Origin of the sequence: Psychrobacter pacificensis (assembly GCF_018336615.1) — a bacterium.
GTDB lineage: Bacteria > Pseudomonadota > Gammaproteobacteria > Pseudomonadales > Moraxellaceae > Psychrobacter > Psychrobacter pacificensis.
Genome location: NZ_CP048752.1, coordinates 1,762,814 through 1,776,984 on the forward strand (window position 1 = coordinate 1,762,814; position 14,171 = coordinate 1,776,984).

The 14,171-nt window shown below is 45.6% G+C and carries 9 protein-coding genes; 5 read left to right on the forward strand and 4 right to left on the reverse strand.

Features of this window, described 5'->3' with window-relative positions:
• Positions 1-53: 53 nt before the first annotated feature.
• Positions 54-1,679 carry an AmpG family muropeptide MFS transporter gene (locus GYK50_RS07495; protein WP_212563606.1) on the reverse strand — a complete coding sequence of 542 codons (1,626 nt, stop codon included), beginning with the start codon at positions 1,677-1,679 and terminating at the stop codon, positions 54-56.
• A gap of 765 nt (positions 1,680-2,444) precedes the next feature.
• Between GYK50_RS07495 and katG the strand changes: the two genes are divergently transcribed.
• The 5 genes from katG to GYK50_RS07520 all read left to right on the forward strand — a co-directional run bounded on the left by katG (position 2,445) and on the right by GYK50_RS07520 (position 10,178).
• Positions 2,445-4,637 (forward strand): catalase/peroxidase HPI, encoded by a 2,193-nt coding sequence (katG, locus tag GYK50_RS07500; RefSeq protein ID WP_212564526.1) that lies wholly within the window; start codon positions 2,445-2,447, stop codon positions 4,635-4,637.
• Positions 4,638-4,999: 362 nt separating this feature from the next.
• A complete protein-coding gene (locus tag GYK50_RS07505) occupies positions 5,000-5,929 on the forward strand; it encodes a LysR substrate-binding domain-containing protein (protein WP_212563607.1) in 930 nt (309 codons plus the stop codon).
• A gap of 202 nt (positions 5,930-6,131) precedes the next feature.
• The gene (locus GYK50_RS07510) at positions 6,132-8,672 is read left to right on the forward strand and encodes a membrane-bound PQQ-dependent dehydrogenase, glucose/quinate/shikimate family (protein ID WP_212563608.1); all 2,541 of its coding nucleotides are present in this window, start codon (positions 6,132-6,134) and stop codon (positions 8,670-8,672) included.
• Positions 8,673-8,957: 285 nt separating this feature from the next.
• A complete protein-coding gene (locus tag GYK50_RS07515; RefSeq protein WP_212563609.1) occupies positions 8,958-9,977 on the forward strand; it encodes an LLM class flavin-dependent oxidoreductase in 1,020 nt (339 codons plus the stop codon).
• Between the two features lie 30 nt (positions 9,978-10,007).
• Complete coding sequence (locus tag GYK50_RS07520) at positions 10,008-10,178, forward strand: hypothetical protein (protein WP_156770945.1); 171 nt, start codon at positions 10,008-10,010, stop codon at positions 10,176-10,178.
• A gap of 96 nt (positions 10,179-10,274) precedes the next feature.
• Here the strand turns inward: GYK50_RS07520 and GYK50_RS07525 are convergent, their stop codons facing one another.
• The 3 genes from GYK50_RS07525 to GYK50_RS07535 all read right to left on the reverse strand — a co-directional run bounded on the left by GYK50_RS07525 (position 10,275) and on the right by GYK50_RS07535 (position 14,170).
• Complete coding sequence (locus GYK50_RS07525; RefSeq protein ID WP_212563610.1) at positions 10,275-11,234, reverse strand: AEC family transporter; 960 nt, start codon at positions 11,232-11,234, stop codon at positions 10,275-10,277.
• 240 nt (positions 11,235-11,474) lie between these two features.
• Positions 11,475-13,370 (reverse strand): tRNA uridine-5-carboxymethylaminomethyl(34) synthesis enzyme MnmG, encoded by a 1,896-nt coding sequence (mnmG, locus tag GYK50_RS07530; protein ID WP_212563611.1) that lies wholly within the window; start codon positions 13,368-13,370, stop codon positions 11,475-11,477.
• Positions 13,371-13,630: 260 nt separating this feature from the next.
• On the reverse strand, positions 13,631-14,170 hold the full coding sequence (locus tag GYK50_RS07535; RefSeq protein WP_212563612.1) for a hypothetical protein: 540 nt from the start codon (positions 14,168-14,170) through the stop codon (positions 13,631-13,633).
• Position 14,171 lies beyond the last annotated feature (1 nt).

Consider the following 14,171-nt stretch of genomic DNA (forward strand, 5'->3'; position numbering starts at 1 on the left):
TCACTCTTAAAGATATCGTAAATAAAGATAAAAGTACTGCCAATGCGCCAATGCTACTCTGACGCGCGCGGTGGCTCATTGGTATCGGTCAGGTTTGGATTTGCTTTCGCTAGTTTGTCATCACCATATATATCGTCATTATCACCAATAATAATATGTTTATCGACCAAGTAGATTAAGATCAAAATTGGCATACCAATCGCAAAGGTGAAAATAAAGAAAAACGGATAGCCCATATTGTCAACGATAGCCCCAGAGTAGCCACCCATCACCTTAGGTAGCAACGTCATTAATGAGGAGAAAATAGCATACTGTACCGCGGTAAAACGAATCGAGGTCAAGGCAGACAAGAACGCAATGAATACAGCGCTGGCAAGGCCTGCCGCTAGGTTATCAAAAATCACTGCCACATACATATGCGGCAAGCTACCAGGATGATAAGTGAGCAGGACAAATAATAAATTCGTCACACAAGCCAAGATGGCACCGACCATCATCGCCTGCATCATACGCAGTTTTTGAGCCAAAATACCACCCAAAAAGCCACCCGCAATAACCATGATGACACCAACCAGTTTCACAGCATTGGCAATGTCTGTCTTACTAAAACCCATATCTTGATAAAAGACGTTCGAGATGACCCCTGCGACGATATCAGAAATGCGGTATAAACCAATCAAGGCCAGTAGCAATAATGCTTTTTTGCCATAACGACGGAAAAAATCAACGACTGGTTCGACCCAAGTGGTATAGGCCATTTCTTGTTTGACCACGCCCACTTTGACAGATAAGTAACCCACAACTGATGCCACCAGTAAGCTGGCTAACAGGTGAACCACTTCGAGTACAAAGGCAAACATCACACTGTCTGTCTCTGGCAGTAACGCACCAACATTGACAAAAGCAATGATAAAAGCGGCGACCGACAATACAAATACCAATACCAAACGGGCATAGTCAGAGGCGGGACGATCAATACGTATCTGCTCGCTCACAGGCTCCCGAATTATCAACGTGGTCACCACACCTACGCCCATCACCGCTGCCATGATCCAGTAGGTGTTGCGCCACGCTTCGTAACTATAAAGCTCTTCGGTCGAACCAAAATAATCTGCCAAATAGAGCGCACCTGCGCCTGCAAAAATCATCCCTAAACGGTAGCCTGCGGTATACATTGCCGACAGTACTGACTGAAAACTCGCAGGGGCAAGCTCAATACGATAAGCATCGACCACAATATCTTGCGTGGCGGATGAAAAGCCCAATAGCACGGCTGCCATGGCCATATAGTGCAAACTGCTCTCATCGGTCGGATTGATGCTGGCCATCATATAAATCGCCAAAATAATTAAGAGCTGTGCAATCAAAATCCAACTACGACGACGGCCCAGTAATCTAGTCAATATCGGTAGCGGCACCGCATCCACTAGGGGCGCCCAAATGAACTTGAACGAATATCCCAATGCCGCCCAACTAAAGGTCGTCACTACACTGCGATCAAACCCTGCCTCACGCAGCCATAACGATAGGCTGGAGAAAATAAGCAAAATAGGAATACCAGCTGCAAAACCCAAAAACAGCATGATCATAGCACGCCGATCAAGATAGGCTTTCGCCGCCTCGCCCCATGATTTTTTGGCGATGGGAGGTTTGGGTGGTACAGATTTGACAGCAGACATAATAACTCACCAACAATTGAGACAAATAACACAACTGCGCACAATTTTTATCAATCTTTAGAATCAGTTATCCATCAAGAGATCGATAAAAATTGCTTTACGTTGCACCAATGCGTTTATTACAACAAAATTCAGTTATGGTACTTGAGAACCGCTACCTTGACTAGATGTTTTTGCATTAACTCATTGATTCTGGCACTTTCATAACGGCTTATATTTCGCTGCAGTAACGAAGATTATAGCAATCTTTCACTATGGTTAAATCAGTCCTTAGTTTTCTTACTACTTACTCTCATCAAAGATGTCTAACAACGCTTTCATTTATCGGCAATATGTAGATAGAGATAGCATCAGTATCAGTTTGATTGGCTCATCACTATCTCTCCTCGTGATAAAGCAATGGCGTTAATAGCAAGCTGGATGAGGTACTACACCAAGAATTAATGATTAATAATTTAAAACATATAATTTTTATATATTAGTTTTATAAATAAACAGTGCTTCGTTATGCTCTCTATATCAACAATGATTAACTTGATTGATGGTTTGTTCTTTCTATTACCATAGCCCAGGAGTTTTGCCATGTCCGATTCAACCAACACCCCAACCGACAAAAACACCACGCAAGATACCGCTGGTTGCCCGATAAACCACCAAGGTAACAGCGACACCGCAACAAATACAACTTATGATCAAGGTGATGATAAGGGACCGACGATTCATAGTGAAAACGCTGATCAAACACACGCACCGCAGCGTCCTAGCATGGGCGGCTGTCCCGTCATGCATCAAGCGCATACTACCACCGCCTCTGCTGTGACTGACTGGTGGCCGAATAGCTTAAACCTAGACATATTGCATCAGCAAGACAAAAAGACTGACCCAATGGGAGCAGACTTTGATTATGCTGAAGCGTTCAAACAACTTGATTTAGAAGCGGTCAAAACCGATTTGAAAAGCCTCATGACCGAATCACAAGAGTGGTGGCCAGCAGATTGGGGTCATTATGGTGGCTTGATGATTCGTATGGCGTGGCATTCAGCGGGTACATATCGCGGTGCCGATGGTCGCGGCGGTTCTAATACTGGTAATCAACGCTTTGCGCCACTAAATAGCTGGCCGGACAACGCCAACCTAGACAAAGCGCGCCGCCTACTATGGCCCATCAAGAAAAAGTACGGCAACAAACTATCATGGGCTGATTTGATGATTTTGGCAGGCAACATGGCTTATGAGTCTATGGGCTTTAAAACGCTAGGCTTTGCTGGTGGTCGTGCTGATATTTGGCATCCAGAAAAAGACATCTACTGGGGTTCTGAACGCGAATGGCTGGCACCGACCGAAAACCGTTACGATAGCGATAAAGACCGTGCATCCCTCGAAAACCCACTAGCAGCGGTACAAATGGGCTTAATCTATGTCAACCCTGAGGGCGTCGACGGTAACCCTGACCCATTGAAAACCGCTCAAGATATGCGTACGACGTTTGGGCGTATGTCAATGAATGATGAAGAAACGGTTGCCTTGACCGCGGGTGGTCATACCGTTGGTAAGTGTCACGGTAATGGCGATGCGACCATACTAGAAGACGAGCCAGAAGCGGCGGATGTCAAAGAGCAAGGTCTAGGCTGGCGCAATCCTAAAGGTAATGGCAATGCCGGTGATACTGTTTCAAGCGGTATTGAGGGCGCGTGGACAACCAATCCAACTCAGTGGGATCATGGCTATTTTGAATTACTATTGAACCACAATTGGGCATTAACCAAAAGTCCAGCAGGTGCATGGCAGTGGGAGCCCACAGATATTAAAGAAGAAGACCGTCCATTAGATGCTCATGATCCCAGTGTCCGCCGTAATCCGATCATGACTGATGCTGACATGGCATTGATCAAAGATCCTGTTTATCGCGAGATTTCAGAGAAATTCCATAACGACCCAGCGTATTTTGATGAGGTGTTTGCCAAAGCATGGTTCAAGCTAACTCACCGTGACCTAGGGCCGAAATCTCGTTACTTAGGGGCAGATGTACCGAGCGAAGACTTTATCTGGCAGGACCCTATTCCAGCAGGCAATGCAGACTTGAATGCTGATGATATTGCAGCGCTGAAATCGCAAATATTGGACAGTGATTTGAGCCGCCGTGAATTAATCATTACCGCATGGGACAGCGCACGTACATTCCGCGCATCAGACTATCGCGGCGGTGCAAATGGCGCACGTATCCGCTTAGCCCCGCAAAAGGACTGGGCAGGCAATGAGCCAGAGCAGCTACAACGTGTGCTTGAGGCGTTAACCCGCATTCAGTCTGACTTTGATAAAGACTTAAGCTTGGCAGATTTGATTGTGCTTGCTGGTAATGCTGCTATTGAGCAGGCAGCGAATGATGCAGGCATAGAGGTTACGGTACCATTTACCGCAGGTCGCGGTGATGCAGAAGCGGCAATGACCGATACCGAATCTTTTGCAGACTTGGAGCCTTTGCATGACGGCTATCGCAACTGGGTCAAAGAAGACTATGCAGTCTCTCCTGAAGAGATGCTGCTAGATCGCACGCAGCTAATGGGATTGACAGCGCCTGAGATGGTAGTATTGATCGGCGGTATGCGCGTCCTTGATACCAACCATGGACAGAGCCAACAAGGCGTCTTCACTGACCGTGTTGGGGTCTTGACCAATGATTTCTTTGTCAACTTGACCGACATGAACTACACGTGGCATCCCGTGAAAACAGGTGACGAGCCAAGCAACACGGTCAATAGTTACGAAATACGTGAGCGTAGTACCGGTAATACCAAATGGCAAGCCAGCCGTGTGGATTTGGTATTTGGCTCAAACTCTATCTTGCGTGCTTATGCTGAGCTATATGCGCAGGACGATAACTTAGAGAAATTCGTTCGTGATTTCGTTAGCGCTTGGAGTAAAGTCATGAATGCGGATCGTTATGACGTTGCTGAGTAAGCGTTATTGATTAGATTAATGAACAGTGAGTAAGTCTATCAATCATGAACAGCTATCTTTTAGAAGGTAGCTGTTTTTTTATGCTTAAAATCTAGATATTCAACAGTCTTAAATATTCTGAGTTACACACCCCATCTAAATAAAACAAACAACTAAACGACTATAAGAAATACCGTAAAAGCAAGAGGACTATAAAAAACTTATATTCATAATTATTATAAATTGATAGCTATTTATTATATACAAGAATAATAGCTTTGTTTTACACTACGCTCTTATGGCACATTTGTAAGTTTTTACTTTCATATACAAATCTTTCAAATATAGGTAAGGTTTGTATTGTTACACAATAGGATTCAGTGATGGCAATCGATGTAGTGGTCAATCAGCGACATTTGCAAATTCAGCTCAAACAGTTGGAAACAGTCTGGCATACGGTGATCAATGGCTATAACTTAAGTCAAGCAGCCACGGTGCTACATACCAGTCAATCGAGCTTGTCAAAGCATATCGCGGCACTTGAAAACCAACTGAAGACCGAAGTATTTATTCGTCAAGGAAAGCGTCTGACAGGGCTGACCACCATGGGCACCGCGCTTATGCCACATATCGAATCTATCTTTGCCGAGATTCGTACCATTGAAAATCTAAGCCTAGATTTTAATAATCCTAATATTGGCACATTGACCATTGCGACGACCCACACGCAGGCACGCTATGTGCTGCCGAAGGTGGTTAAAGAATTCAAAGATCGCTTTCCAAAAGTCAATTTGATCTTGCAACAGGCCGATCCTGAAACCATTGCGCAGATGGTCATTCGTGGTCAGGCTGATATCGGCATCGCAACGGAGTCTTTGCTACACAACAACTATCTTAGATGCTACCGCTATTACGACTGGACGCATCGCGTCATCGTACCAAGCGATCATGAGCTTGCAGGCTTAGAGTCCATTGATCTGCCGACGCTGGCCAGCTATCCGATTGTGACTTACCATGGCGGCTTTACCGGTCGCGGCGCGATTGATAAAACCTTTGAAGCAGCAGGTCTAGAGCCAGATATTGTGTTAGCAGCACTTGATGCGGATGTGATTAGTACCTATGTTGGACTTGGCTTAGGCATCGGTATCATTGCCGAGATGGCCTTTGAACCAAGTCACTATCAGAACTTGACCGCGATTCCAGTCGATCACTTCGGACGCTTTACCAGTTGGATGGCGGTGCGCGATGACGCGGAAATCCGCCAATACGGTCGTGCCTTTATGGAGCTGTGTCAGAAACAATTTGACAACTAAACAAAGCGGCTAGCGCGTCTGTCCTACCTTACGCCACCTTTACCGAGCTTATGCATAAGTGATAAAATACAGTCTCAAACATTATTCAACGTTTGATTTCGTTTTTATTTCTGCATGTATTGCTGGACGCCTAGACATTTAATTGTACTGGGTGTCGATCACTACATGTCCATTTGCTTCTATGTAACAGGTGATACCGCTCATGGAAAAACTCGTAGCGATCATTATGGCAATTTTTGCCGTCCCCTTGATTATTGGCGGCGCTTATCTGCTCTCTTTAGGCGGTAGTCCTTACTATCTTTTTGCTGGCGTTATGATGTTAACGACAGCATTTTTATTGTTCAAAAAACACTGGAGCGCTTACGGGGTGTACGCGATATTTATCGTTGTAACACTAGTATGGTCGCTTTGGGAATCTGGATTTTATTGGTGGGCGCTGGCAACTCGCTTGGGTTTCCCACTAATATTTGGTTTATTAATGCTTTTACCGTGGGTCTCTAAGAAGATGCACGGGAAACACGCTCAAGTAACAACCACAAACAACGTTAAGAAAAGTCCTCTTTATTATTGGGGACTAATGGCCAGTGTGGTTGTGGGCGCACTGCTCTCTTTCGGTAGTATGGCCAATAATGCCACCGACAAATTGGGCGAACTCGATTTAACTGCCAAAGATGACGGCGATCAAAACGCCACTTCTACCAACCTTGGCGATCCATTATCCACTGGCGAGCAAACACCAGATGGCGAATGGAGCGCGTATGGCCGTACTGATTATGGACAACGCTACTCTCCTCTGGCTCAGATCAACACTGATAATGTCAAAGATTTAGAACTCGCTTGGCAAATCCAAACCGGTGATGTCAAAGGTCCTAATGACGTTGGCGAAACCACTTATCAAGCAACCCCATTAAAAATCGGCAACGCCTTGTATATGTGTACGCCGCATAACTGGGTGCTAGCATTAGATGCCGACTCTGGTGAGACTCTATGGAAGTTCGATCCTAAGGTTGGCGAAAACCTCCAACGTCAGCATCAAACTTGCCGCGGTGTCTCTTATTACGCTGGTCAAGCTGGTACGGATAATACCGCTCCGGTTGCTACTGTTGAGTCAGCTAATAATAGCGCCACTGACGATACGTCCGTCGTCGCTCGCAAATCTGCTGCCACTAGCGATACAATGGTACAAAAAATCGCGGGTAATACCTTTGAAAATCCCTCCAAGCAATGTGATGCCAAAATCTTTATTCCAACCTCTGATGCCAAGCTATATGCATTAGATCCAAAAACAGGACAACGCTGTCAAGAGTTTGGTGAAGATGGTGCATTAGACCTCATGCATAACATGCCGTTCCAGCAAGCAGGCTACTATTACTCAACATCTGCCCCAGTGGTTGCAGGTGGCGTTATTATTGTTGCTGGTGCTGTTAACGACAACTACGATGTAAACTCACCCTCTGGTGTGATCCGTGCTTATGACGTGAATACTGGCGAGCTTATGTGGAACTGGGACTCAGGCGATCCTGACAACACAGCCCCTTTTGATGTCAATGATCCAACTCAAGTCTATCGCACCAGCTCGCCAAACTCATGGTCGACTGCCAGTGCTGATGAAAAGCTTGGCTTGGCTTACTTCCCAATGGGCAATCGCACGCCCGATCAGCTCGGTAGCTATCGTAATGCTGCTGAAGAAAAGTATGCAACCTCTGTGGTCGCACTAGATCTGAAAACTGGTGAAGCGCGCTGGGTACAGCAGTTTGTCCATCATGATCTTTGGGATATGGATACGCCTGCGCAGCCAACACTGCTTGACTTAGATACCGCTGATGGTGTCCAGCCTGCATTAGTTATACCGACCAAACAAGGCGATGTTTATGTCTTGAACCGTGCCACAGGCGAGCCTATTGTACCTATCAAAGAACGTGATGCACCGCAAGGCTACCTGATTGCTGGTGAACATGCATCGCCTACACAGCCTTACTCTGGCTTGAGCTTTGCGCCTGAGAAACTGACTGAAAAAGATATGTGGGGCGCAAGTCTCATCGATCAGATGATGTGCCGTATTGAGTTCAACAAACTCAACTACGACGGCCGCTACACGCCGCCATCAACCAATGGTACTTTAGTCTATCCTGGTAACTTTGGTACCTTTAACTGGGGCGGACTCGCTGTTGATCCTGAAAATGGCGTGATGTTCGGTATGCCAACTTATCTTGCCTTTACCTCAAAACTCATCCCTAAAGACACACTTGGCGATGTTGAGACCAATAAAGGTGAACAAGGTGTGAATGCCAATGAAGGCGCAGACTATGCGGTAGAGATGGGACCATTCTTATCACCACTTGGTGTACCTTGTCAGCAGCCACCATGGGGCACTATTGCAGGTGCTGATCTGGCCACAGGCGAGATTGCGTATCAGCGCAAAAACGGTACTGTACAGGACTTATCTCCTATTCCAATCAAGTTTGAATTGGGGGTACCTGGTATTGGCGGCCCTATCATCACTAAAGGTGGCGTCGCATTCTTGTCAGCAGCAACAGAAAACAACTTCCGTGCTTATGATTTGAAAAATGGCGATGTCCTATGGAATGTTCGTATTCCAGCAGGTGGTCAGGCTACACCTATGACCTACTTGAACTCTAAAGGTGAGCAGATGGTGGTATTGGTAGCTGGTGGACATGGTTCAGTAGGTACGAAGATTGGTGATTATGTGGTCGCTTATAAGCTTGGCGATCAAGCCAAATAATCGGTCTAAGTGATCGACTGCAATAACCATTCAGTTAAATAACGTCATTTTGAAAAAGCAGGTAACTTAGGTTGCCTGCTTTTTCATGTGCTGACGCTTTTTATTATACGATTATTTTTATGATGATAGACTTATTTATCAACGGATGCTGTTGCTCACCAAGTGCCTAAATCATCGATAATCTGTCTTTGTTATGAATTATTACTGCTTGGTCACACGGCTTGAAATCGATATCAATGACAAGCATATCAAGAGAAAATAATTAATCACTCTACTGGATAATTTATGAATAACAAAATCCCTTTATCTTTTTTAGATCTAGCACCAGTACCTGAAGGCCATACCATCGCTGAAGGTATTGCTCAAACGGTACAAACCGCGCAGCAAGCAGAGAAGTCTGGCTTAAACCGTTACTGGATGGCAGAGCATCATAATATGCCAGGTATCGCTAGTGCAGCGACCTCAGTCCTACTGTCACATATCGGTAGCCAAACCAAGCGTATCCGTATTGGTGCAGGCGGTGTGATGCTGCCGAACCACGCCCCGCTGGTTATCGCTGAGCAATTTGGCACATTGCAGGCATTGTACGGAGACCGCGTTGATTTAGGCTTGGGCCGCGCACCGGGGACAGATGGCGCGACGTTTCAGGCACTGCGTCGCCAGATGAAAGACGCTGAGCGTTTCCCGCAAGACGTGCAAGAGCTGATGTACTTTTTGGGCAATGATACAGATGGCAGTCCAGTACAGGCATTCCCCGGTGCCAAATCAGGCATCCCTATCTGGATATTAGGCTCATCTTTATTTGGCGCAACCTTAGCGGCGCACTTAGGGTTACCGTATGTGTTTGCCTCTCATTTTGCTCCGCAAATGCTCGGACAAGCAATTAAAGCCTATCGTGAGCAGTTCAAACCGTCTGCTTATTTAGATAAGCCTTATGTCATGATTGCTGCAAACTTGTTACTGGCTGACGACGATGAGACTGCTCAGTATCACTTTACCTCAGCACAGCAGAGTTTTGTACGTTTGCGCCGTGGTGAGACAGGTCAAATGCCAAAACCTACACACGATATGGACAGCATCTGGAGCCAAGCAGAAAAAATGATGGTAGATAATGCGCTGTCAGTTTCATTCATCGGATCTGTCGAAACGGTCAAACCGAAATTGGCTGCGTTTTTGGCAACCCATCAACCAGATGAATTGATTGTAACCGCTAATGTACATAATCAAGCAGCGCGTATTCGTTCACTTGAACTTACACCGGAGCTAAACTTATTTACTTTACAATCAAATGAGACACTTGCATAATTATTGCCAAACCTTAACTGGATTTTTGACATGGAAGCAACTGCTATTGTTGGTGCATCACTTATGATTGGCTCGTCGATATTTATGTATATCGTGGCATTTCTTGCAGTCATGGCCATCGGTGGTTATCTGACCTACCGTACCAGTCCTAAGCGTAAGCAACGTCGAGAAGAAAAACGTAACCGAGACAATATAAATTGACATTCAACCCCCCTTTTTTCAAAATAGAAAAAAGGGGGTTTTTAGTATTACAACGACCAGTTGACGCTATGTCCAACAAAGCACTGACTATATAAGCTACATCAAACCAAGCGCACGTAAGGCGGCCGCACCAAACGCCATGCCAAACATACCAACCACCGTCGTAAACGCCAAGATATTGGCCGCCAATATGTCATTACCCCCCATAGCCTTCGCCATCACATAACTGGCCGCAGCGGCTGGTGAGGCCACCATCAAGAATAACACGCCCATATGGACGCCTGACAAACCAAATGCCAAGCCAATCGCAATGGCGACAAGGGGTGCAATCACAATCCGACCAATACTTGCCTGCATAGATAACCCTGAGGCACTCAGCATCGATTTCAAATCAATACTAGCACCAGCGCAAATCAGTGCCAGCGGCAATGCAACCGCTGCCAACAAATCACCAGTCGTGTGAATCACACCTGTGAGTGGTGGCAATGGCAATGCCTTATAAGCAAATGCTGATAGCAATGCCAAAATAAGTGGGTTGGTAAATACCTTTTTGATGATCATAATACTGCGACTGATCAAAGTATCATCCACATTTTTAGAGACACGACTTAACGTAATGACCGCTAAAATATTGAACAATATGGTGACTACGCCCATGTAAACGGCACCAATACTTAAACCACGCTCACCATAAGCATTGGCAACGGTTGCGAGGCCAATAATAGCCATGTTGCTACGGAAAATACCTTGTACGAACACGCCTTGGTCGGCAGGACGTTTGACGAAGCGTTTGGCATACAGCTCCGCCCCAAAGAACAGGACAAATGTCACCAAAATACCAACAAAAATTAGCTTAACTTGCTGACCATAATCAACATCGCTATCGACCACGCTAAAGAATAGCAAGCAAGGCAAGCAGTAGTTAAAAACAAAGCTGGATGCCTGATCAATGAAACTTTGGCTCGCCTCGCCACGTCTTTGCATAAAAAAACCCAACCACATCAAAGCAAGGTTGGGAAAGACAATAGTAATAGCAAAAACAATAGCATCAATCATAAATAGGCTCAATTCGGTGACAAGCCCATCATGATATGAGCATCAACAAGAAAATTTAATAAGTAATAATCAGATTTTACGACCTAGTATAGAGACAAAGCAGCAAGTAAGACAAGTTTGAATGAGACTTTATTTCGATAATAGAGTGGTTTTTCAATAAACAAAAGCCCGCAATAAAATATTATTACGGGCTTTTTATGTCATGGATGCTTTGTTATAAAAGGCTTTAGCATACTACCGTTACGAGTCAAGCGCAGCCTTTTCTTTTTTATGTTTTTTGACCGTCATCGCCAATAACTGTATGGCCGCAGGTGTGACACCGCTGACACGTCCAGCTTGAGCAAGCGTCGCAGGACGAACTTGCGTGAGTTTTTGCACAATCTCGTTTGATAGCCCTGATACCACACTATAATCAAAATCTAGCGGTAGCGCCGTGTTTTCTAAGCGCTTCATTTGATCAATATCTTCTTGCTGACGATCGATATAGCCGGCGTATTTGACAGAAATCTCGATCTGCTCTCCTACTTGCGCATCAACGGTTGAGTCAGTAATAGCCGCGATATCAGCAAAATGTATTTGCGGACGCTTTAGCAAATCAAAGGCAGTCGATTCTTTAGAGAGTACCTCACCTGTCTGCTCAGACAGTTTCTGACCCAAGGTATTTGTCGGCGTGGCCCACATGTCTTTTAGGCGTGACGTCTCTGTCGAGATCGCCTCCATTTTTTCTTGATATGCTTGCCAGCGCACATCATCTACCAGCCCTAGTTTGCGACCCGTCTCTGTCAAGCGCTGATCGGCATTGTCTTCACGTAGCAGTAAACGATATTCAGCACGACTGGTAAACATTCGATACGGTTCAGTAGTACCGTGCGTAATCAAGTCATCGACCAACACGCCAAGATACGCTTCATCACGGCGCGGGGTCCACGTGTCAAACTCGCTATTGTTAGTAGTGACCAATGCGGCATTGGTCCCTGCTAGCAGACCCTGCACGCCCGCTTCTTCGTAGCCAGTCGTACCGTTAATTTGACCAGCAAAGTACAGACGATCAATCGACTTGGTCTCAAGCGTTGGCTTTAGGTTTTGTGGATCAAAATAATCATACTCGATGGCATAGCCTGGACGCGTGATATGCGCTTTCTCTAAGCCTTTCATACTGTGAATGAAGTCTAACTGCACATCAAATGGCAAGCTCGTTGAGATACCGTTTGGATACAGCTCATGCGTGGTCAGGCCTTCTGGCTCAATAAAGATCTGATGGCTGTCTTTGTCCGCAAAACGATGAATTTTATCTTCGATAGACGGACAATAACGCGGGCCTACGCCTTCAATTTTGCCAGAGAACATCGGTGAGCGGTCAAGATTTTCACGGATGATATCGTGGGTGCGCGCATTGGTATGTGTGATATAGCAGTTAACCTGCTCAGGATGCATAGAGACATCACCCATATAGCTCATGACAGGCAGCGGCGTATCACCTGGCTGTACCGTCATCACGCTAAAATCAACGCTACGGGCGTCGATACGTGCTGGCGTGCCTGTTTTTAGGCGACCTACTGGCAATTTCAGCTCACGCAAGCGATCGGCGAGCTTGATAGAAGGCTGATCGCCTGCACGTCCGCCATTCGAGTTTTCTAGACCAATATGAATGACACCGCCCAAGAACGTCCCTGAGGTTAATACGACTGTTTCGGTCTTAAAAACAATACCTGTAGAGGTCACAACAGCTGTAGCACGGCCATTTTCTACCAAGATATCATCAGCGGCTTGCTGAAATATATCTAGGTTTGGTTGATTCTCTAACGTATGACGAATAGCCGCTTTATACAAGATACGGTCGGTTTGCGCACGCGTGGCACGAACGGCAGCGCCTTTACGGCTGTTTAGTACACGAAACTGGATACCTGCTTTGTCCGTTGCTAGCGCCATCGCGCCGCCTAACGCGTCAATCTCACGCACTAAATGCGATTTACCGATACCGCCAATCGCGGGATTACAGCTCATCTGACCAAGCGTCTCGATATTATGGGTCAACAATAAGGTCTGAGCGCCCATACGTGCAGCCGCCAGAGCAGCTTCTGTGCCAGCATGACCACCGCCGATTACTATCACGTCGTAATGTTTTGGGTATTGCATGTGTGCCTCACTTGACTCATAACGCTGCTGATTGACGTATCTTATGTTCAAATAAGAAAACCATCAGCAAATAAACGTCAGTCGTATTTATAAAAAAGATAACGACTCAGTTAAGTCGTTCATAATTGGTTGAATAACCCATCATTATAACAATTTTTTCACGCTTAAAAAACGCTAGGATAAAAACTATTATAATTAAGCGCAAAGATACTTACGCCAGCATCACTTTGGTTGTTAGCTTTTGAGTTCGTAATGATCTCTTAGTTATTACTGTTTCCACGGCTCAAGGGTACGATCTGATCCGATTGACCGCTAGACAGCATATGATGGCTACCATACCCTTCTGGGTTTATCTGTAGATAGGCATTCATTTGACCAATCGCCTCACCATCATCACTCGCTAAAATCTGCGCTTTGATAAGCTCAACTGGCGGTAATGGTAAGTTTTTGAGTAAGGCCAAGCGCTGATGGTTATCACCCTTGTTGACTACTAATTCGATAAGTTGACGAGCATCGATTGGCAAATCTGGCGTGTTTTGAGCCAACAATGCCAAGTGATAAGCACCTGCTGGATCTTGGTCCACAACAATGCGCTGTTCAATAGCGATATACGTCGCTTCAGTTGCACCGCCTGCCACACTAAGCTGATGAATACACTTCAGTGCTGAGTATGACTCATTATTAGCAATCTCAATGATCCGCGTAGATTCGTTTTTTAAACGCGCGCGACGCTTTTCAATCGCTGCTTGCGCAGCCGCTTCTCTCTGCTCATTTGACTGTTCATTGGTTTGGTTATTCATA